At 65.8% G+C, this 20,212-nt stretch carries 18 protein-coding genes; 5 read left to right on the forward strand and 13 right to left on the reverse strand.

Annotated features, from left to right (window positions below; genetic code table 11):
* Positions 1–15 precede the first annotated feature (15 nt).
* Entirely contained in the window at positions 16–465 is a 450-nt protein-coding gene (locus tag DBO33_RS37075) for a nitroreductase family deazaflavin-dependent oxidoreductase (RefSeq protein WP_107659189.1), read from the forward strand.
* A gap of 308 nt (positions 466–773) precedes the next feature.
* On the opposite strand, the gene DBO33_RS37080 is transcribed toward DBO33_RS37075, so the two are convergent.
* On the reverse strand, positions 774–1,970 hold the full coding sequence (locus tag DBO33_RS37080; protein WP_107659190.1) for a DUF885 domain-containing protein: 1,197 nt from the start codon (positions 1,968–1,970) through the stop codon (positions 774–776).
* A 235-nt stretch (positions 1,971–2,205) separates the two neighbouring features.
* Between DBO33_RS37080 and coaA the strand changes: the two genes are divergently transcribed.
* Entirely contained in the window at positions 2,206–3,138 is a 933-nt protein-coding gene (coaA, locus tag DBO33_RS37085; protein WP_107659191.1) for a type I pantothenate kinase, read from the forward strand.
* Between the two features lie 6 nt (positions 3,139–3,144).
* Here coaA and DBO33_RS37090 read toward each other — a convergent pair whose 3' ends face one another.
* Entirely contained in the window at positions 3,145–3,759 is a 615-nt protein-coding gene (locus tag DBO33_RS37090; RefSeq protein WP_234391248.1) for a hypothetical protein, read from the reverse strand.
* A gap of 30 nt (positions 3,760–3,789) precedes the next feature.
* Positions 3,790–4,569, reverse strand: a complete 780-nt coding sequence (locus DBO33_RS37095; protein ID WP_107659192.1) for an isoprenyl transferase — start codon at positions 4,567–4,569, stop codon at positions 3,790–3,792.
* A gap of 214 nt (positions 4,570–4,783) precedes the next feature.
* Here DBO33_RS37095 and trhA point away from each other — a divergent pair, with 214 nt between their 5' ends.
* Positions 4,784–5,407 (forward strand): PAQR family membrane homeostasis protein TrhA, encoded by a 624-nt coding sequence (trhA, locus tag DBO33_RS37100; protein WP_107660924.1) that lies wholly within the window; start codon positions 4,784–4,786, stop codon positions 5,405–5,407.
* 96 nt (positions 5,408–5,503) lie between these two features.
* Complete coding sequence (locus DBO33_RS37105; RefSeq protein WP_107659193.1) at positions 5,504–7,090, forward strand: adenylate/guanylate cyclase domain-containing protein; 1,587 nt, start codon at positions 5,504–5,506, stop codon at positions 7,088–7,090.
* Positions 7,091–7,117: 27 nt separating this feature from the next.
* Here the strand turns inward: DBO33_RS37105 and DBO33_RS37110 are convergent, their stop codons facing one another.
* From DBO33_RS37110 to DBO33_RS37150, 9 genes are all read right to left on the reverse strand, one after another.
* A complete protein-coding gene (locus DBO33_RS37110) occupies positions 7,118–9,166 on the reverse strand; it encodes a thioredoxin domain-containing protein (RefSeq protein ID WP_107659194.1) in 2,049 nt (682 codons plus the stop codon).
* A gap of 192 nt (positions 9,167–9,358) precedes the next feature.
* Entirely contained in the window at positions 9,359–10,912 is a 1,554-nt protein-coding gene (locus DBO33_RS37115) for an ABC-three component system protein (RefSeq protein WP_199856869.1), read from the reverse strand.
* A gap of 178 nt (positions 10,913–11,090) precedes the next feature.
* Positions 11,091–11,345, reverse strand: a complete 255-nt coding sequence (locus DBO33_RS37120) for an ABC-three component system middle component 6 (RefSeq protein WP_107659196.1) — start codon at positions 11,343–11,345, stop codon at positions 11,091–11,093.
* Positions 11,329–12,300, reverse strand: a complete 972-nt coding sequence (locus tag DBO33_RS37125; protein WP_159080705.1) for an ABC-three component system protein — start codon at positions 12,298–12,300, stop codon at positions 11,329–11,331. Before DBO33_RS37125 ends, DBO33_RS37120 begins: the two co-directional genes overlap by 17 nt.
* Before the next feature lie 580 nt (positions 12,301–12,880).
* A complete protein-coding gene (locus DBO33_RS37130; protein WP_107659198.1) occupies positions 12,881–13,432 on the reverse strand; it encodes a chorismate--pyruvate lyase family protein in 552 nt (183 codons plus the stop codon).
* A 255-nt stretch (positions 13,433–13,687) separates the two neighbouring features.
* The gene (locus tag DBO33_RS37135; protein WP_234391249.1) at positions 13,688–14,569 is read right to left on the reverse strand and encodes a virulence RhuM family protein; all 882 of its coding nucleotides are present in this window, start codon (positions 14,567–14,569) and stop codon (positions 13,688–13,690) included.
* 451 nt (positions 14,570–15,020) lie between these two features.
* A complete protein-coding gene (locus tag DBO33_RS37140; RefSeq protein ID WP_159080706.1) occupies positions 15,021–15,734 on the reverse strand; it encodes a DUF3558 family protein in 714 nt (237 codons plus the stop codon).
* 127 nt (positions 15,735–15,861) lie between these two features.
* On the reverse strand, positions 15,862–16,962 hold the full coding sequence (locus DBO33_RS37145; protein ID WP_107659200.1) for an FAD-dependent monooxygenase: 1,101 nt from the start codon (positions 16,960–16,962) through the stop codon (positions 15,862–15,864).
* Between the two features lie 116 nt (positions 16,963–17,078).
* Entirely contained in the window at positions 17,079–18,059 is a 981-nt protein-coding gene (locus tag DBO33_RS37150; protein ID WP_234391250.1) for an MBL fold metallo-hydrolase, read from the reverse strand.
* An 89-nt stretch (positions 18,060–18,148) separates the two neighbouring features.
* Here DBO33_RS37150 and DBO33_RS37155 point away from each other — a divergent pair, with 89 nt between their 5' ends.
* Entirely contained in the window at positions 18,149–19,093 is a 945-nt protein-coding gene (locus DBO33_RS37155) for a LysR family transcriptional regulator (RefSeq protein WP_234391455.1), read from the forward strand.
* Here the strand turns inward: DBO33_RS37155 and DBO33_RS37160 are convergent.
* Positions 19,045–19,947 (reverse strand): serine hydrolase, encoded by a 903-nt coding sequence (locus DBO33_RS37160; protein ID WP_107659203.1) that lies wholly within the window; start codon positions 19,945–19,947, stop codon positions 19,045–19,047. The two genes, DBO33_RS37155 and DBO33_RS37160, sit on opposite strands and share 49 nt — an antisense overlap.
* Between the last annotated feature and the right edge of the window lie 265 nt (positions 19,948–20,212).

The raw sequence follows: 20,212 nt of genomic DNA on the forward strand, positions 1-20,212 counted from the left end.
ACAAGGAGTACCGCCTTGCGTGAACGCAGCCCCAGCGCCGCCGTCCGCAAGTTCCGGCGCGAACGCCTCGTCGGCCGCTATCTGGCGAACCCCGCGGTCGGCTTGCTCGACCGTCTCGGCATCCGCTCCGCGCTGCTCGCGGAGTTGGAGACCACCGGCGCCAAAACCGGTCAGCCGCGCCGCGTTCCGGTCACCGTCTCGATAGACGAGCAGGGCGCCTGGCTCATCTCGCAGCACGGCCGCCGCTCCGGCTGGGCCCGCAATATCGTCGCGGACCCGAAAGTCCGCCTGCGCCAAGGCAAACGCTGGTACACCGGCACCGCCGCCTTCGTCCCCAACGACGATGTGGTCGCCCGCGCCCGCAGTTTCGCCAAGGGCCGGGTGCCCGAGTCCGCCGCGGAATGGACCATGAAAGCGCTGGAAAGCGACCCGATTTCGGTGCGTATCACCTTTGCCGACGCCTGAAGCAGCAGCGCTGTAACACCTGCTCCCGCCACCGGATTTCGGGGCATGCGGAGCCGTAACAGGTGCCAGAACCCGACCGGTTAATCTCGTGAGGTTGTCCAACTCAACATCACGAGGTTGTTTATATGTTCAGTCTGATCGCGGTTCCCACCAACCCGCTCGAAGGCCTGCTCCGTCAGCTCGCCTTCATCATGTGTTCCATCTCCTCCGGCACCAACTGCTCGGTCATCCAGTAAGACCGTCGCGGTACGCGCCGAAGATTCGCCCCCGTTGCCACTGCCCGGCAGCGGGGGCGAATCCGTTCCGGATCAGCCGCGACGCACCGCGCCCGGCGTCAGTGGTTCGTCGAGCAGGCGACGGAAACGATCGGCGCGCTCGTCCCCGTCGATGGCGCGGTCGAGCCAGTCGCCGAGCAGTCGGTAGCCCTCCACATAGGTGGAGATGTAGGCGCGCCACAGCGGCGAGGACAGGAAACGCAACGACTGGCGGGCGCGGACCGGGGTGACCAGGCTCCAGGTCTGCAGGAACTCGGCGACCTCGTCCTCGCTGCGGTGTTGATCGTGCAGCAGCAGGGCCGCATCCTGACGGACGCTGATCAGCGCGGCCGCCGCGGTCGAAAGCCGTTCCGCCCGTTCGCCGTCGAAGCGCAGGCCCAGGTCGGCGTAGATCTCCTGGGCCCACTTGCCCCAGCCGGGACCGACGATGGAATGCAGGGCCAGATCGGCCAGACCCTCGGCCATCAGGCACTGGGGCGTGTTCACCAGGAACAGGGTCTGCTCAGCCTGGCCGGCGGCGACCAGCCCGGCCTCCTTACGGCAGTGCTCGGTGTGGTGCCCCGGATACGACTCGTGCGCGATCAGGGTCGGCAGGTGGGTCATGTGCTGCTTGAGATCGGAGTTGATCGCGACGCGGGAGTGGAAGTTGCCGAGGTAGTAGTTGAAACCGGACCAGGGCTTGTCGCCGACCACCTCGTAGGTGACGTGCTCGTGGTCGGGCAGCGGATAGCGCTCGCGGACCAGCTCACGCAGCGCGCTGGAGAAGGCTTCGACGCAGGCCGGCAGCCGCTCCGGCGGGATTTCATCGGCTTTGCGGTGCGCGGCCATGCGTTCGGCCAGCGGGCCGTCGCCGGCCAGCACCTCGTCCATCTGCCGGTGCGCGTCCCGATAGTGCTCGACGTCGCCCGGCGCGATGTGCACGTCGAAGTAGGCGCGGACCTCGTCCACGAAACCGATGTCGTCCCCGGCGAACTTGCGGCCGGAGCATTCCAGCGCCCGCAGGTGCACGTCGAGGAATTCGGTGCGCTCCGCGCTCAGCCCGGCCTCGGGCAACTCGGCGCGCAGCTCGGCGGCCCGGCGGGCCAGCTGCCTGGGCTCCGGCGCGGGGGCGTTCTGCACCTCGCGACGCAGCGCCGGATCGCCGGTGTACGCGTCGACGAATCCGTCCTCTAGCCGGTCGAAGGCCAAGCCGAGCCGCAGGTACTCGGTCACCAGTGGATGCGCTGCCATCCGCCCGACATTAGTCGCTCCGCGGGGGCCCGCGCGCGGCATAATCGCGTGCGGCTGCCCCGTGCTCGCCCGGGTGAAAGCCGTCGGTATCGTCCCGGTCAGCCCCTTATCGGTACCCCGCTTTTCGCACGCTGTTGAGGCAGAGCAGAATTCGGTTATGCGGCGAGAGTTAGACCGAATCACACGGAGCCGGCACGGTATGTGTACGCGTTTGCCGAACTGGAGTGTCGGGTAAGTGGGACGAATGAGCGAGCCCAGTCCGTATGTGGAATTCGACCGGAAACAGTGGCGCACACTGCGAAAGTCGACTCCCCTGGTGCTCACCGAGGAAGAACTGCGGGGCCTGCGCGGTCTCGGCGAACAGATCGACCTCGAAGAAGTCGCGGAGGTCTATCTGCCGCTCGCTCGACTCATCCATCTGCAGGTCGCCGCGCGCCAGCGGCTCTTCGCCGCGACCGCGACCTTCCTCGGCGAGACCCACCCCGATCAGCAGGTGCCGTTCGTGATCGGTGTCGCGGGCAGCGTCGCGGTCGGCAAGTCCACCACCGCCCGCGTGCTGCAGGCGCTACTGGCCCGCTGGGACCACCATCCGCGCGTCGATCTGGTCACCACCGACGGATTCCTCTATCCCACCGCCGAACTCACCCGTCGCGGCATCATGCACCGCAAGGGGTTCCCGGAGAGCTACGACCGCCGCAAGCTGCTGCGATTCGTCACCGAGGTGAAATCCGGCGCGGCCGAGGTGTGCGCGCCGGTGTACTCGCACATCTCCTACGACATCGTGCCGGGCAAGTTCCACTGCGTGCACCAACCCGACATTCTCATCGTCGAGGGCTTGAACGTGCTGCAGACCGGGCCGCGGCTGATGGTCTCGGATCTGTTCGACTTCTCCATCTACGTCGACGCCCGCATCGAGGACATCGAGAACTGGTACGTGCAACGGTTTCTCGCGCTGCGCAAGACCGCGTTCGCGGACCCGAACGCGCATTTCCACCACTACGCCGCCTTCACCGACGACCAGGCGACCGGCGCGGCCCAGGAGATCTGGAACAACACCAACCGCCCGAATCTGGTGGAGAACATTCTGCCGACCCGGCCGCGCGCCACCCTGGTCCTGCGCAAGGACGCCGACCACAGCATCAATAGACTGCGTCTGCGTAAATTGTGATCCCGCTTACAATTTCCAGGCTTCGTCGAGGCGTTTCGCCACATTGATATCGCGAGCCGCGGCAATGTGCGGTTTGTCGATCTCCTTGGCGATATAACGAGCAATGAATCGCCGGATCTCCTGGTCGACGCTGGCGAGGATGCGCAGCAGTTGCCCGCGAATGGTGTCGGTGGCGACATTGATCCGCACGTCGCTGGAGCGCGGGGTGGCGATGTCGATGACCACGCGCAGCGGTTCGGCGGCGCGCACGATCAGCTGTAGATGGATGTGGCCGTCCACCTCGAACCGGTGTTTGTCCAGCGCGAGATCGATGAGCATGTCGACGCTCAACGGGATCTTCAGCGCGAAGGAGATCACCTCGTCGAGATCGCGGCGCACCTCGGCCTGGCCGAGCTGCACCTGCGCGCTCGCCTTGGCCAGCCGCCCTGGGCCGACCCCGATCGGGCCGAAATCGAAGGCGGCGCCGGTCAACTGGTCGAAGGCGCCGAGGATGCGCTGTTCGGTGGCGGCGTATTCGAGGAACCGCCTGCCGAACTCCTCGTAGCTGATGTAGGGCACCGGCTCGTTCGACTTGGCAGGTGCTGCCTGTTGTCCATCGGAGCGGCTGTCGAGCTCACTCATGACGCACCCCGCAATGTCGCAGGGTGGGCGTCAGATCCCGAAGCGGCGGTGCCGTGCCGCGAAGTCGCGCAGTGCTCGCAGGAAGTCCACACGCCGGAATTCCGGCCAGTATGCCTCGGTGAACCATATCTCCGAGTATGCGCTCTGCCACAGCAGGAATCCGGAGAGTCGCTGTTCTCCGGAGGTGCGGATGACCAGGTCCGGGTCCGGTTGCCCGGACGTGTAGAGGTGCTGGCCGATCGCGTTCACGGTGATCGACTGCACGAGATCCTCGCCGGTCTCCCCCGCGGCGATCTCCTGGCGCACCAGCGAGCGCACCGCGTCGGTGATCTCCTGCCTGCCGCCGTAGCCGATGGCCACGTTCACGTGCACGCCGTCGCGGCCCTCGGTGCGTTCGGCGGCGGTGCGCATGCGCTTCGCGATCAGCTCCGGGAACCCGTCGAGCGAGCCGACGATGCGCACGCTCCAATTCTGTTCCGGCGCCGAGAGTTCCTCGACCACGTCGGTGATCACCTCGAACAGCGTCTCCAGCTCGTCGGGATCGCGCTGCAGGTTCTCGGTGGAGAGCAGGTAGACGGTGACCATCTCGATGCCCTCGGCCTGACACCAGCCGACCAGCTCGGCGATCTTCACCGCGCCGACCCGATGTCCGTGGCTCACATCGGTGAATCCGTTTTCCCGGGCCCACCGCCGATTACCATCACACATCACCGCGACGTGTCGGGGATGTTGTTTGCCGGCCAGCTGCTTCATGAGCCGGGCCTCGTAGATGCGATACGGCAAACCCCGCACCTGAACCGGAAGCTCCACGCGGCCACCCTACGCCTCACCGGCGCGATCCCGGCAGCGACCGGGTGCTCCCGGTACAGTGACGGAGGACCGAAACCTACGGTTCCGTAGGTTACCGGTGAGTTCAACCAGGAGGTAGCTCGTGTCCGAATCGGTCGGTGCGGCAGACACCGGAGTGGCCGAAGGATCGGGGTCAGCCGCCGAGTCGGCGCCCGACGCGCTGGTCAAACCCAGGATGCGCGGCTGGATCCACACCTGGGCGGTCGGCATTGCGGCGATCGCCGCGATCGTGTTGGTCGCCAAGGCCTCGACCCTCTCCGCGACCGCGGGCTGGTCCACCGCCATCTACGGCCTGACGGTGTGCGGACTGTTCGGCATCAGCGCCATCTATCACCGGGTGACCTGGCCGACGCCGCAGGCCCGGATCCGGATGAAGCGCGCGGATCACTCGATGATCTTCCTGTTCATCGCGGGCAGCTACACGCCGTTCGCACTGCTCGGCTTGCCCGGCCGCACCGGGCAGACGCTGCTGCTCGTGGTGTGGGCGGGCGCGCTGGCCGGTGTCGCCTTGAAACTGTTGTGGCCCACCGCTCCCGTCTGGGTCGGCGTGCCGCTCTACCTGCTGCTCGGCTGGGCGATCGTGCCGGTCGCCGGGCAGCTGAACACCCAGATCGGCATCGCGCCGCTGATCTTGCTGCTGGTCGGCGGGCTGCTCTACAGCGGTGGCGCGATCCTCTACGCCACCAAGTGGCCCAACCCGTGGCCGACCGTTTTCGGTCATCACGAGTTCTTCCATGCCGCGACCGTGCTCGCCGCGCTCACCCACTATGTGGCGGTCTGGCTCGTCGTCCTCCGCTGACCAGCGCCAACGGCTAAGCTGCTCGATCGTGTTCCTAGTCACTGCCGTTCGCAGCATCGCGCTGCCCGGACGGGCCGTCGTGCGCGTGCGAACGCCATGATCGCCCGGCTGGTCATCTGGGCCCTCAAAGCCCGCGCGGGGCTGGCGGCGGTGGTGATCACCGCCAATCTCAGCGGTCTGGCCGTCATCATCACCGAGCTGTGGCTCAGCGGATCGCTCAGCAGACTCGGCCCCGACTGGATCCGCTCCACCGCGCTAGTGGGTATCTATCCCTCGATCGGCTTCGTGGCCGGGGTCGCGCTCGCCATCCGGGACCGCTCCTCGCATTTCGGCTGGCTCGATCAAGGGCGCAAACCGACCGAGGAGGAGGCGCGGCAGCTGCTCCGGCTGCCGATCACCATCACCGCGCGCGCGTTCGTGGTCTGGATCACCGGCGTCATCATCGCCACGGTGATGCTGATGCGGCTGACGCCGGACAACGATCCCGCGGTGATGGCGGCCCTGTTCACCTTCGGCGGGTTCGAATCGGTGGGGATCACGTTCCTCATCGTCGATCGGCTGATCCGGCCGACCATTCCGATCGTGGCCGCGGTGCTCGGACCCACCATGCACTGGAGTTCCTCGGTGCTGGTCCGGGTGGTGGTGAGCTGGGCGGTCGCGGCGGCCTTGCCGCTACTGATGCTGATCGTGGTGCTGGCCAATCCGGTGGCCGACCCGTCCGACCGGGTACGCACCGCCATCTACCTGTCGGTCGTCGGTCTCGGGGTCGGCGCGCTGGCCACCGCCTTCCTGGCCCGCGCGGTGGCCACGCCGATGCGCACCTTGCGCCGGGCGCTGGACCGCATCACCCGGGGTGATCTCGACGTGCGCGTGCCGGTGGGCAGCACCAGCGAGATCGGGCGGCTGGAGAACTCGGTCAACGAGCTGGTCGCCAATCTGCGTGAGCGGCAACGCATGCGGGACCTGTTCGGCAGGCACGTCGGCACCGAGGTGGCCGAGCGTGCATTGGCCGGCGGCTTGGATCTGACCGGTGACGTGCGGGTGGTGACCGCGCTGTTCGTCGACGTGACCGGTTCGGTCGAGCTGTCCACCGGGTTGCCGCCCGAGGAGTTCGTCGCCAAGCTCAATCGGCTGCTCGCGACTGTTGTCACGGCGACCGAGGAGAACAACGGGCTGGTCAACAAGTTCGAGGGTGATGCCGCGCTGTGCATCTTCGGTGCACCGATCGCCCTGAGGGACAACGCGACTCCCGCTCTGCGTGCGGCTCGTCGGATCCGGGACGAGGTGGTCGCGGCCGGGGAACTCGATATCGGTATCGGTGTCGCGCATGGTCGGGTGTTCGCGGGCGATGTCGGCACCGACACTCGGTTGGAGTACACCGTTATCGGTGATGCGGTCAACGAGGCCGCTCGGCTCACCACCGAGGCCAAAGAGGTGCCGCATCGAATTCTGGTGAGCGGGGCCGTCATCGAGGCCGCTGCGGAGCACGAGCGCGCGAAATGGACGCTCTACGAGACGATCCTGCTGCGGGGCATGAAGAAGCCGACGGCATGCTGGACCGATCTGGACCAACCCGCCGCTGCCGTGCCGGGTGCCGATATGGAACCGTCCGGCACGGCCGACCCGAGCATCGAGCGCAGCGCGGTGGTAGAGGTTCGAACCGCCGCAACGGAAACCGACTGACGCCGCATCTCTATAGTTTGCGCGCTGCTAGTTCCGCGCCAAGGCTTCCTGTAGTTCAGCGACGGTGGACACCGGCAAGTCACAGACCGAGCCGCGGCAGACGTAGGCGGCAGGCTCGCCGTCCACGAGCGGTCGGTCGGCCAGCAGGGGAACCGAGTTCGGCGGGGCGGCAATGACTATCGTGCCGCCGGGCGCCGCGGCACGAGCAGCCGCGAGCAGTTCACTCGACTCGCCCGGAGCTTCTGCGGCGATGGCGACCTGAAGGGGGCCACGGAGCGCGGCCTCGGCGACAGTGAGCCATTGGCCCGCCGACCGTGGTGCGCGGGCCAGCACGAAGGCACCGCGCTGCAGGGTTTGTTCGGCCAGCGCGAAGTACGGGACCGCCCGGTCCGCCTCGCTGACGGCGGCCGCGGTCAGCAGTGCCTCGGCGAGCGAGGACGCACCCGCGGGGGTGGCACCGTCGATGGGATCACGGGGGCGGGTGACCAAAATTTCGGCATCGTCGGCGGTATCGAACCAGCTGCCCGGGATGTTCGGGTCGGCGAAGTGCTGGATTGCCGTGTCCAGCAACCGTTGTGCCTCGTCGAGCCAGCTGAGTTCGCCGGTCGCCTGATGCAGAGCCAGCAGACCGGTGACGAGCCAGGCGTAGTCCTCCAGCACGCCGGGCGACGCACCCGCGACACCGTTCAGCGAGGCGCGGCGCACCCGGCCGTCGACCACGTGCTCGGACAACAGGAATCGGGCGCAGCGGACCGCGGCCGACACCCAGTCGTGCGCCCCGAGCGCGGCCCCCGCCTCGGCCAGTGCCGTGATGGCCATCCCGTTCCAGGCGGTGACGACCTTGTCGTCGCGGTCCGGTTGCGGCCGGCCGTCGCGCGCCTTCCGGAGCGCGTCGCGGATTTGTTCGAGCCGATCGACGTCACCGGGCGCGGGATCGGTGTATCGGGTGAGCACCGAGGTGCCTTGCTCGAAGTTCCCCGCAGTGCTCACGCCGAAAAACTCTGCGGCCCAGGCACCGTCGATCGGTCCGAGTTCACCGACCAGCTCGGCCGGTGTCCAGACGTAGGTCGCGCCCTCCACCCCGGGCTTGCCGGGTTCCAGATGGGTGTCGGCGTCGAGGGCGGAAGCGAAGCCGCCGTGCTCGGTCCCCAGGTCATCGAGCAGGAACTGCACGGTTTCCCGAGTGACCCGGTGCGCCAACGACTCCGGCTCATCCACTGGTGCCCGCCGGGCCAAATGCCCATAGGCACGCAGCAATTGAGCATTGTCGTACAACATCTTCTCGAAATGCGGTATCACCCAAGCCGGATCGACAGAGTAACGCGCGAAACCCCCGCGCAGCTGGTCGTAGATCCCACCCCGCGCCATAGCGTCGGCCGTCCGAGTCACCGCCGCGAGTACGGCCGGATCACCGGTCCGTTCCCAACTGCGCAGCAAACCCTCCAGCAGCGCCGACGGCGGAAACTTCGGCGCCCCACCGAATCCCGCATGCTCGGGATCCTCATCCCGCAGCACTGCCGCCACCGCATGGTCAAGGAGTTCCGCACTGAGCGTGAGATCCGAGTCGGGCAGCCCCCCGGCCTGCGCTCGCAGCGCCTCGGTCACCTGCGCCGACGCCTTGTGCACCTCATCGCGCCGCTGCTGCCAAGTCTCGGTGATCGCCGTAAGCAACTGCGTGAACGACGGCATACCCCCACGCGGCAACTTCGGGTAATAAGTACCGCAGTAGAACGGCTCCCCCTCCGGCGTGAGGAAGCACGTCATCGGCCAGCCCCCCTGCCCCGTCATCGCAACGGTCGCATTCATATACACCGCGTCCAGATCAGGCCGTTCCTCCCGATCCACCTTCACACATACGAAGTTCGCATTCATCAACTCCGCAGTCGCCGCATCCTCGAACGACTCATGCGCCATCACATGACACCAGTGGCAGCTCGCATACCCCACCGACAACAAAATCGGCACGTCCCGCTCCCGCGCCTCCCCCAGCGCCGCCGCATCCCACTCTTGCCAATGCACCGGATTATCCGCATGCTGCCGCAGGTACGGAGAGGTCGCGTTCCCGAGCCGATTCATGACTCCACCGTCTCACAATCACGGTGCACAGGTCGGTAGGTGGTCGATCCGCCGGGGATGCGCGGCACTACGGCCGATCGTCCCGTCAGGTGACCGGGTCGAGAGCGGCCGAGAACAGATGCGGATTGTAGGTCTCAGTCAGGTGCAGCCGGGGTTGGCCGTCGATACCGACGAGGTAGCTCTTGCCAACGGCTACCCGAAGCGAAACCCGAACAGTCCGCCGGTGTCAGTCTGGTCCGTGAGCCGCGTAGCCAGGATGTACGGTGCGGAGTCGAAGGCACCTTCGCTTTGCGTCTCTACGCTGGCCAGAAAGTCGGAGTTCAGCGTGACTATGTATTGAAAACCATGCTGCTCGGCGAGCCTGGCTCCGATATTCAGACACGAGGCGACCTGTCTTCCGTCGATCGCATCGAAAAGGTGGCTGTCGTGCACAAGAATCCGCGGGGCGCGTCCGGCTTGAATGGCCGCGATCAGGCAGACGATATCGAGGATGAAGGTCTCGACGCTGCGGACGCCTGAGCTCGCGTCACCCGAGATGCTCGGATGGACCTCCAGAATTCCCTTAGGGCTAGTCGATATGAGGAGTGCAGCCTCTCGGTCAGTATAGATCTCTGCGCCGAGCTCGTTGAACAAGGCGATCGATTCGTCTAGACGGTCCGCCTGGTCATGCGTCTCCGCGCGTACCGAGGTGACGAGTTCGGCGGTCTTGAGCTTGATCGTGTCGCCAATGGTGCTGATCTCACGAGCCGCGTCAAGTCGCCGTTCGAGGTCGGCCACCTCGGCCTCGCGCTGCGCAAGATCGCGCTGGGCGCTCAAGAAGGTATCGAGTGCGACAGTCTCACTCAGCAGCTGCATGACCTGCGATCGTTGCCGATCAATCGCCCGGCGCTCCCCGTCGATCGCCTCAAGTCGCGATCGGACAGCATCGAGTTCCTGTTCCAAGAACAACCTTCGGTTCCGCACCACGGACTCATGGAAAGCGGCAACTTCCGCGTAGCGCCGTGTCACCGAATCCGGCAGCACCAGGCCGATTTCGGCATATACCCGACCGAGCCGCGCAGTGAGTTCCGTGTCCTCGGCGGTCGACAGGACGTCCTGGAGCGTCTCATTCAATTCCCGCGATCGTCGTTGCAGACTCAATCCTTCATCATTGAGCTTGCGGATCATCCCGGTCAATCGGTCTGCTTCGCGCTGATGATCCGCGTATCTTTCATCGACCTTGAAGGCGTGTAAGTCTGCCCGTACTCGGTCACGAAGCCTGCGGGCCGTAGCCATCTGCGCGCGCAACGCCGACTCATCGAGCGAGAGGTGGGTAAACGCACCCTCCTGCACAGCCTTCCGAATTGCCCTGCTCTGCTTGGTAAGTCGGTCGAGTTCTCCGGCCTTACCGAGCACTTCCGGTGACAGGCCCAACAAGAATCCAAGCTTGACACCGGATTCCCAGTCAGTCTCGGCCTGATGCCCTTTGATGGGATTGCCGAAGTAGGTGCGGAGCAACTGCGCCCACAGTTGCCCGGGGGTCGGACGGGCAGCGGCTTCCGGAATGTGAAAAAGCTCGGTTGCAAGTAGTTCTCGCCAGTCGTCCACACGGAGTTCGGTATTGAATGCAGCACCAAGCCGGCCGTCCAGTCTCACCCTGGCGCTTGGGGATACGGCGCGAGTGACTGACGGTGTCAACACAATGCCCGCGCGTTCCGCAGGAAGTTCGAGTCCAGCGGTAAATTGGTGTTGTGACAGCTCGGCCACCCGGAACTCGCTAGGGAGCTCACCTCCGAAAAGGTAGCGCAGAATCTTGACGAAACTTGTTTTGCCGCTACTGTTCCTACTCTCGCCTTGCTCGGAGCCCGCGCTTCGGTCCGCGAGGAGAATATTTAGTCCTGGACGGAATCGCACGGTCTTAAATCGTGCGTCCGAGGAGGTGAGCTCAGTGAGAAACATGTGTGCGCCTCACACGGCCGTCATCGAACATGTCGATGAGACCCATCGCGTAGAGGGTTGCAAGAGCGAGTGAGAACCAGTCAAAGGTGATGCGCCCGGAGGTCTTTGCCTCTCGCTGGCGCGAGTCGTACCGCCGCCACAACGCAGAAACCGACAGTGGATCACGAAGCTCCTCAAGGAGTTCGGAACCGATGGTGATCAGCGCGCGGTCCGGCGACACTCCCTTAGTTGGTAGAAGCATCGGGCACCTCCACACCGGATGCCGACCCAGCATCGGTTGGCATCTCGAAGATATGGCAGGAGTCGAAGAAGTAGGACAGCACGGCGAACGCGGCGTTCGCCCGCGTCGCGTCCATCCGCACATTGGGGCCAGCGACCGCCGCATAGAGGCGCTCGATAATCTCCGACGGAGCGGTCGTGACCGCTCGGGCCTGTTCGTACAGGGCACGGAAGCGTGCTCCATGGACATCGAAAAGCCCAGGTTCCGAGGAAGATGTATACCAATCGTCAATCCGCGGAGCCAGGAGCCGACCTTCGTTGAACTCCACTCGGTTCGCTTCGGACAGTGCGTTGAAGTCCATTTTGCTCGCGGGCACCGGTAGCACGGCTCCCCCGGTATCAACTGGTCCCGCCCCGGATCCAAGCTTGTCGAGCAAAGGAATCAAGTCTTCCAATTCGACATTGGCGATTCCGGGCGCACCGGGAAAGAGCTCGTTCAAGACCACTGTATCGAGGGTGGAAACGACCTCACACCAAAGCTTCTCCGGATTCATCAAGCGAACTTTCAACGGACGCAAGGATTCGGGACCGTGTGCCCCCTGGATATCGACAATGGCCTGCGTCGCCAGCGGGCCGACGGGAGCATTCGTGACGAAGCGCCAGGTACGAAATGATGGCCACTGATCCACTACACGATCGAAGTCCGATCGGATCTTCTTGGAAAGCTCCCGCTCGGCGTCGCGGCCGGGTCGCTGACCGTAACAGGCGTACATGACGGTCCCGGACTCCGCGAGCCCATCGCAGCCTTTGTCGCCGAACCTCCCAGTCGGCACCGGATTGATGAAGTCGTCATGGAATCGAGCGAGCACCTTCTCGACATAATCCTCGAACTGCGAACCTGACTTGAAACACTCTTGCTGATGTCGGCCGTGGTACCAGTCGAGCCAGTTGGCCGTCAGCACCCTCGACACCTCCATCGCCATCCTCCTCGCCACCCTGACCGGCCCAGATTACCGGCCACCCATAGCTCCACGCGGGAGGATCGCTTGTGCGCGCCCATGTGGCCACCGGCTCACGAGCCAGGTTGGGTACGGGTACAGGTCCGATCCATAAATGCAGCTGTGCACGACACGAACGACCGCGTCGGTCGGATGCTTGAGGACCGGATCGGGGCGTCGATGACGCAAACATCACCGGCGTCGTACATATCCGTGGCTGCACAGTCCCCCGAAGCCGACACCACTCCCGCTCAGGTGGCACTCGCCTGATTATCGGCCCGGGCAGCGACATCGCCTCGGTCTCCGGCACCTGCCGAGTCGCCCGCGTCGGGGAGACGACGCCGCCAACTCTGTCGTCCTCCCACCAACCAGATCGCACGCCTGGGCGGGCTCACATCAACAGCGGGAGCCCGCCACAGCGAGGAGAACATGGCCAGTATCGACCGCTGACCGGTCGTTCCCGAGCCGATTCATGACTCCACCGTCTCACAATCACGGTGCACAGGTCGGGAGGTGGTCGATCCGCCGGGGATGCGCGACACTACGGCCGATCGTCCCGTCAGGTGACCGGGTCGAGATCGGCCGAGAACAGGTCCGGGTTATAGGTCTCGGTCAGGTGCAGCCGAGGTCGGCCGTCGATACCGACGAGGTAGGTCTTGCCCGCGGCGGCCCGGAACCCAGCGGTGAGGGGCCATGGATGGTGACCGGTGGTCAAAACTTGTCGATGCTGTTCGATACCGGCCGACAGCAAGGTCCGGCCGAGTGGCGTGTGCCGGTCGTCGCCGAGAGCAGACAGCGGACTGTCGAGTGCCGTGGCGATGACTGCGCGGTTGTACGAGACCGGGCGCTGATCGGGCGTCATCAGGATCGAGTGCCGAACCAGCACTCGATGCTGCTCCTGCAGCTGCAGGGCTCGACCGACCTCCGGCGGCAATTCGCCTGCGCTCTGCAGGTATTGGTCGTGGACCACGACGGTGACCGAGGTGCGCAGGGCGGCCTCCAGCAGGAGTGTGGTGGTGCCGTTGTTCGCCAGCAGAGCACGGGTGCACGGGTCGGCGAAATCCGTGACAGAAATAGAGCTCGCCGACGACAACGGGGTTGGAATCTTCATGACACGACTCCTCGGAGCAGCAGATCAGTAACGACTGCCAGGAATGCCGGCATCACGAGGACCGTAAGGAATTCGATCAAGCCACTCCCCGGCGGGGCACCAGTGCCGAACAGCAACAGCGACCGGCTATCGGCGGCAGCCCGATCAGGCAGTGGCCCAGCGGTTTACCTCCGCTGGGCCATGTGAGCCGACGTTGCAGGTCGTGATGCCGCCACCCAGGCGTGCGGCCCCGACCGCGGCCTCACCGAACGTCGTCTACTCCGAGCGCTTCTCGATCTCACGCTGCACAGCCTCGAGGACTGCTACATCGTCAGCGTCGTCCTCGGCCTGTCGACGGCGCGCGTCGAACTCCTCGTAGCGTTCCGTGGAGATCCGTTTGGCCTCATCGGCCGAAACGGAACCCGCGTTCCGCAACACACCGCGTTCATAGAACTGGAGGAAGCGGTCGGTCTGGGCAGCCCAGTCCGCCATCGTGATCTGTTCGCGCCGCGCGGCCCGATCCTCAGCGAAGTCGAGGAACATAGTGGTGAGCCGATTGAGATCCTGAATCTCCTTCTCCTCCAGGTAGTTCTTCGCGATGTCCACATCGCCCTTCCGGACGACGCCGCCTTTCCAACTGGTCAAACCCATGTTCGGCTTGCTCACGTCGCAGCGATGCACAACAAGTTCCGCCGCCGTGTGGCTGGACACGGCAAACAGCAGCTTGTTCTGGATCGTCTTGAAGAATGTCTGCGCGACAGCGGCTTTCGGGTCGTAATCGACGCTGGCTGCCGAGAAGACCTCCTTGACCTTCTGGTAGAACCGCTTCTCCGACGCGCGGATATCTCGGATCCGGGCAAGCAGTTCGTCGAAGTAGTCAGCACCCTGTGGATCCTTCAGCCGCGCGTCGTTCATCGCGAAACCCTTGATCAGGTACTCGCGCAGCACGGTCGTGGCCCATCGCCGGAACTGCACGCCCCGCGGCGAACGAACGCGGTAGCCGACTGCGAGGATGACGTCGAGGTTGTAGTGCTCTATCTCGCGCTCGACCTCGCGCCCGCCTTCCGACCGAACTATTCGGAATTTCCGAATAGTTGAGTCCATCACGCACTCGCCGTCGGCATAGATGGTCTTGATGTGCTCGTTGATCGTCGGCACACTCTTGTCGAACAAATCGGACATCTCGCGCTGCGTCAGCCACACCGTGCCGTCGACAGTACGGAGCTGTACTTCGGTGCGACCGTCCTCGGTGTTGTAAACGACGAACTCACCCGGAGTGATAGCGGCAACCCGAACATCGAGGTTCTCCGCAGCGCCGGCTTCGGCGTCGAACGGTTCTTCCATCCTGATTTCTCCCCTGCTTCAGGTACGACAGATGCACCGAGGGCTGCCAACAGGAGAAGCCCGGCAAGCCCACAACCCGAACACTGAACTCGTCAGTGGATTGTCGTAGCATGTAGGAACAGCCAGAAACGTCCGCCAAGACAAATCCGAAGCCCTGCTGGAGTCCACCTCTGGCAGGGCCTCGGCGTATCCAAGGACCGCCATCCGCGATCCCGCCGCAATCGTAGGCGGTGCGACCGACACCGAACCGTACCCGCGCGACGGATCAGGGCAGGGAGGTGAGTAGGGCGGCGCCCATGCGCTGGACGTCGGCGCAGGAGTCGAAGGCGTCGGTTTGGATCTTGGTGGTGCGTACTGCTAGTTCGGTGCTGCCGAAGGGGGCGGGGGTGCCGATGTTGCAGGTTCGTTTGTGGGTGTCCTGGACTGAGCGGTAGAGGACTACCTGGCGGCCGTAATATTCGGTTCGGCGGAGATCTTGGAATGTTCCTGGTTCGAGTAGGTCGTCGATGGTGCGGGTGGAGGTGCCGATCACCAATTCGAAGGATCGGTCGATGGCTTGCCATTGGCACATTCGCCAGGTCGGACGATCAGGATTGGTCAGTCGCTTCTTCGTGGACGTGTCCAGTGCGGCGGCGGAGATCTTGGATTCCGGGAGGGAGCAGGGGTCCCAGAGTGCGTCTGCCACAGGCTGTTCGACCTTGGGTGGGCTCTCGGGTGCAGCGGTCGCGGGTGCAGGTGCGGGCACCTGTGCCGGTGCGGGTGCCTGTGCTGGTGCTGGTGCTGGTGCGGGCGCAGGAGCAGGGGCAGGTGCGCCGGCGTCCCCCGGAACCGGCGCGGGCGCTGCGGGAGCGCTTGTCGCCGAGGCAGTAACGCCGGGCTTCGGCGAAGTATCCGCGGAGTTGGCATCACACCCGGCGAGCAGCATGGCCGCCCCACAGGCCAGCGCCGCGACACTGCGCGCGGTATTCCTTGTGAACATCTCGAAGTTCCTCACTGCCAAGGGATTTCCCCACCGATTGGCTGTTCTCGCCACTGCATCCGCAGCGCGTGCTTCTGGTATCGGTAGAACGACCAGTTTGTTAACGCGACTAAGGAAATGCAGAGGCTCATGGCAGATCGCGGAGCAGACCGTAGTCGCGCTCGTAGATTCGAGGTGCTGCCAGCCGGAGCACCGCGTCACGGACAACCGGGGCCATGCTCCTGGTGCTGTCACGCCGCCGCGTCCGCGCCTGCACCCACCGGGTACGCGGGAGACGCCGCAGCCGATAGCGAGCCAGCAGGTGCTCGATTTCGCCGGTGCCGCCGAGGGATTCGGCCAGGACCAGCGCGTCCTCCACCGACATCGCCACGCCCTGCGCCATATTGGGCGAACTCGCGTGCGCGGCATCACCGATGAGGATGATTCGCCGGGTCCGCCACGTCGAGTCGGTGACCTCCTCGATGGCGGAAAAGTGGGCGTCCGGGCCCGCGAGCAAATCTCGAACCTCCCTGTCGAAATGGGAAAAGTGTTCAGCCAGTGGCTTTCCCATGGGTGCGACGGCAGCCGGTTCGGACATGGACAGATCGGCGTAGCAGTACAGCCGATCCTCGCCGACCGGAACCGCGAGGAACGTCGCCCCTCGCCCGAGCCACACGGTCCAGTCGTGAATATCCGCGGCATTGCCGGTAACGAACCGCCAGCAGACCTGCCCCACATAACGAGCTTCGGCATGCGGACTCACCATGCGCCGCAGCTCCGAGTGCACGCCGTCGGCACCGACCACGACGTCATAGCAGCCGCTGGTCCCATCACTGAACGCCACCTCCACGCCGTCTTCGGACTCGGTGAGCGTGCGCACGGTGACACCGGTCCGGATGGGCAGCCGCAACTTGTCCGCCAGCGCCGACCGCAACCGGTCATAGGTGATACCCACGGGCTGCCCGATACCCCGCCACAGCGCGGCCATATCGATGTCAGCGAGCGTGCGACCCCGGTAATCCCGCAGGCGCTGCGTACGGATCGGCACACCGTCCCGCAGCGCATCCTCGAGTCCGAGCTCGGCCAGCGCCCGAACAGCATTGCCCGGCAGGAAGAGTCCGGCCCCGGCCGGGCTGTGCGTCCGCCGCTCGATGATGTCCACCGACAGCCCGCGACGGTCCAGCGCACCCGCGGCGGCCATCCCGGCGACCCCGGCCCCGACGACGAGAACGTGCAACGGATTCGGCATGTGGTCTCCTCATGGTGGCTGTCCGGCCCACCCCGGAGCCGGTACGGCACCCACCTTCTGCCCCCGCAGAGCCCATGTGCCAGACCAGAAACTGCTCACTTCACCAGCCGCGCACCTCAGGGCGTGAAAGTCTGCAGGTGATCGACGGTGACGAACTTGCTTGCCGGGCCGGCCGCAGCGACCGCCTTGCGCAGCGCCTCGAGCCCACCCCAGTCGCGCGCTGGTTCGGCGAGCGGATAGTCGAAATCGTCCCAGTGCGTGGGCAATACGTAGCGCGGGCCACCGGTCACCTGGAGCAGTCGCGCGACGTAGTCGACGATCTTGCCGCCGCCCGCGGGCAACAGCAGCACGTCCGGGCGCAGACCCGCCAGCTCGGATTCGATGTAGTTGGAGCCACCCAGGTTCAGCACGCTCACCTCGCCACCGCTCACCTCGTAGGCCAGCGTGCCGCCCTCGACCAGATCCCGAATCACCTTGGGCTCCGGCAGTTTTTCCGCGCCGAGCCCCGTCCGGGTACCGGCGAACGCCACCGCGGCCCTGGCCCCGGAGGCCGAGTGCAGCGAGCGCAGCACGCGAATGGTGTAGCCGTCGAAGCGCAGATGTTCACCGCCGGTGGCGATGGCGAGCTGATCCTCGGGGGCACCGAGCGCGGCCATCAGATTCAGGTGGGTCTCGGTGCCGAGCACCGTCGCACCGGTCTTCTTCGCCAGGTACGGCACGTCGGTCAGATGGTCGTAGTGACCGTGGGTGACCAGGATGTGGTCGGCCCGCAGTTCACCGCTGTCCACGTAGCGGTCGATCAGCGCCGTATCGACGGTGATCGCTGTGTTCGGGTCGGCGCCCGCGGCGGTATAGGTTCCGGTATGGAACCTGGTCAGCCAGGGATCGATCAGTACCGTCTTGCCGCCGGGCAGCCGTATTTCCCAGCCGTTGTTGCCCCACCAGCGCAGCGTCACGCCACCGGGCGCCGGAGCACCGGTGACCGAGGTGACGGCCGCCGGGCTCGCGGAATCCGTTCCGCCACAGGCGACTACACCCGCGAGCACCGACGCGCCCGCCGTCATACCGAAGAATTCTCGCCGTCCGAAACCTGTCATGGGGGCACAAGAACACAGGACCGTCGCCGCTGTCCAAGACCGACGGGTCTGCTCGGCGATATCGAAAACGATATCGTCGCAGCGTGGACATGCTGCGTCAGCTGCGGTACTTCGTTGCCGTCGCCGAAGAATTACATTTCGGCCGGGCCGCCGAACGCCTCGGCATCGCCCAGCCGCCGCTGAGTCAACGCATCCGCAAACTGGAAAACGATCTGGGCGCGCGGCTGTTCGACCGGGCCAGCCGCCGGGTCGAGCTCACCGAGGCGGGCCAGATCCTGCTCGCCGAGTCCCGCGATCTGCTCGCCCGCTGGGAGCGCACCACCTCGCTGGTCGGCAAGGCGCATCGCGGCGAGATGGACGCGCTGCGGGTCGGCGTGCCGCCGGAACTGGCGGGCCGGGTGCTCGCCGCGATCCTCACCGCGTTCGAAAGTCGTGAGGTGCGCGTGGATCTGCAGGAGCTGACCACGGCCGAACAGGTCCGCCTGCTCGCCGACCGCCAGCTCGACGCGGGGCTGCTGCAACACCCGGTCGACGTGGTCGGCTTGGAGCTGGGCCCCGCCGTCGACACCCCGGTCGGGGTGGTGCTGCCGCGCGATTCACCGCTGGCCGTGCGCGCTTCGCTCACCCTCGCCGATCTGGCCGGACTCGGGCTGGTGATCTTCCCGCGCGCGGCCGCTCCCGGTCTCTACGACGCGACACTGCGCACCTGCTGGGAGCACGGCTTCCGGCCCGCCCGGGTGCAGCACGCCCGCAATCCCGAATTCGTACTGGGCATGGTGCTTTCCGGTCGCGGCGTCGCCTTCGACCAGGGTCTGGTAGCGCAGAAGGAGCCGAGGGTCGTCTGGCGTCCACTACCGGCGGGCACGTTGCAGTGGCGGCTCTCGCTCGCCTGGCCCGCGCACGCGCCACACCCCCTGGTGGCCGAGCTGGCGGAGCTGATTGTGCGAGTTGTACAGGGCGACGGCAACTCTCGGCCCGCCGCTGTTCAGGAGGTGGCGCAGCGGCCGTGGAACGTGGTGTACGGCAGGCCGTGAACAATGCGGCCGATCGCGTGCGCGGCCGCGGCGCCGATCGCGCGATCCACCTCGGGCAGCCGCTGGGCGAGCGTGCCTGCCCTGGTGAAAACCGCGACGGCATAACGACTTCCGTCCGGATACTCGAGCACACCGATCTCATTGCGCACCCCGGGTAGCGTGCCGGTCTTGCCCCACACCTGCACCTCGGGCGGGAACGCGGCGGCAAGGCGGTGCCAATTCAGCTGCTGGCGCATGAGATCGCGCACCCACCGGCAGGCCTCGGCCGGGCCCGCGCGGTCCTCGCCGATGAGGGTGAGCAGCTGCGTCATTTCGCGCGGCGTGCTCGCGGTGGTCCGCTGCGGATCCAGCGCCCGACTGCTCAGGATCTCCGACGCCGCGAGCGCCGGAAACCGCTCGGCGAACTCGGCCGCGTCCCGCGCGCCGATGTCGTCGGCCATGCTTTGCACGATATGCCGTGGCGCGCCGACGATCCGGGTCCCGGCGAGCCCGAGTTCGCGGACCAGCGAGCGCACATTGTCGATGCCGACCCGCTCGAACAGCAGATCGGCGGCGGTGTTGTCGCTCAGCGTGATGGCGAAGAAGGCGGCATCACGCAGGCTGAGGTCGACGTCGTCGTGGCAACCCGCCGTGCCGACCCCGCCGAGCCGATCCACTGCCCCCGCACGCACCCGATCGGTCGGATCGAGCTGTCCCGCCGCCACCTGCCGGGCGAACTCCAGCACCAGCGGCACCTTCACCACCGACGCGAGCACCACCGGCTCGTCGGCGCCCGACCCCACCTCCGCGCCGCAGTCGAAACACCGGGCGTGCACCCAGCCCTGCACGCCGACGTCGCGAAAGATCTCCTGCACGACTGCTCAAGCTGCCATACCGGCCGCGACCGAACGCAACCGGTGCGGCGCTACCTCGCCGGGCCGCCGAAAAATAGGATGCGCCGGTCGAATTCGACCGGATACAGTTCGCAATGCGCCCGGTGCGCGGACAACGGTCGATTCGACCGAATCGACGGATTCGGTAGCTCGACCGGTAGCGCTACCTGCCGTCGGTTCGAATACGCGTCGAGTCGATGGTGTCCGTTTTCAACCGCGAACACCGGCGTGCAGGAACGCGCACGCA

The sequence above is a fragment of the Nocardia suismassiliense genome, assembly GCF_900269665.1.
Taxonomy (GTDB): domain Bacteria; phylum Actinomycetota; class Actinomycetes; order Mycobacteriales; family Mycobacteriaceae; genus Nocardia; species Nocardia suismassiliense.

Excerpts from the sequence above, each read along its gene's own strand:
- DBO33_RS37080 (WP_107659190.1), bottom strand. The coding sequence starts at position 1,970 with ATGGCAGCGCATCCACTGGTGACCGAGTACCTGCGGCTCGGCTTGGCC.
- DBO33_RS37090 (WP_234391248.1), bottom strand. The coding sequence starts at position 3,759 with ATGAGTGAGCTCGACAGCCGCTCCGATGGACAACAGGCAGCACCTGCC.
- trhA (WP_107660924.1), top strand. The coding sequence starts at position 4,784 with ATGCGCGGCTGGATCCACACCTGGGCGGTCGGCATTGCGGCGATCGCC.
- DBO33_RS37105 (WP_107659193.1), top strand. The coding sequence starts at position 5,504 with ATGATCGCCCGGCTGGTCATCTGGGCCCTCAAAGCCCGCGCGGGGCTG.
- DBO33_RS37110 (WP_107659194.1), bottom strand. The coding sequence starts at position 9,166 with ATGAATCGGCTCGGGAACGCGACCTCTCCGTACCTGCGGCAGCATGCG.
- DBO33_RS37120 (WP_107659196.1), bottom strand. The coding sequence starts at position 11,345 with ATGCTTCTACCAACTAAGGGAGTGTCGCCGGACCGCGCGCTGATCACC.
- DBO33_RS37125 (WP_159080705.1), bottom strand. The coding sequence starts at position 12,300 with ATGGAGGTGTCGAGGGTGCTGACGGCCAACTGGCTCGACTGGTACCAC.
- DBO33_RS37130 (WP_107659198.1), bottom strand. The coding sequence starts at position 13,432 with ATGAAGATTCCAACCCCGTTGTCGTCGGCGAGCTCTATTTCTGTCACG.
- DBO33_RS37140 (WP_159080706.1), bottom strand. The coding sequence starts at position 15,734 with ATGTTCACAAGGAATACCGCGCGCAGTGTCGCGGCGCTGGCCTGTGGG.
- DBO33_RS37145 (WP_107659200.1), bottom strand. The coding sequence starts at position 16,962 with ATGCCGAATCCGTTGCACGTTCTCGTCGTCGGGGCCGGGGTCGCCGGG.
- DBO33_RS37150 (WP_234391250.1), bottom strand. The coding sequence starts at position 18,059 with ATGACAGGTTTCGGACGGCGAGAATTCTTCGGTATGACGGCGGGCGCG.
- DBO33_RS37155 (WP_234391455.1), top strand. The coding sequence starts at position 18,149 with ATGCTGCGTCAGCTGCGGTACTTCGTTGCCGTCGCCGAAGAATTACAT.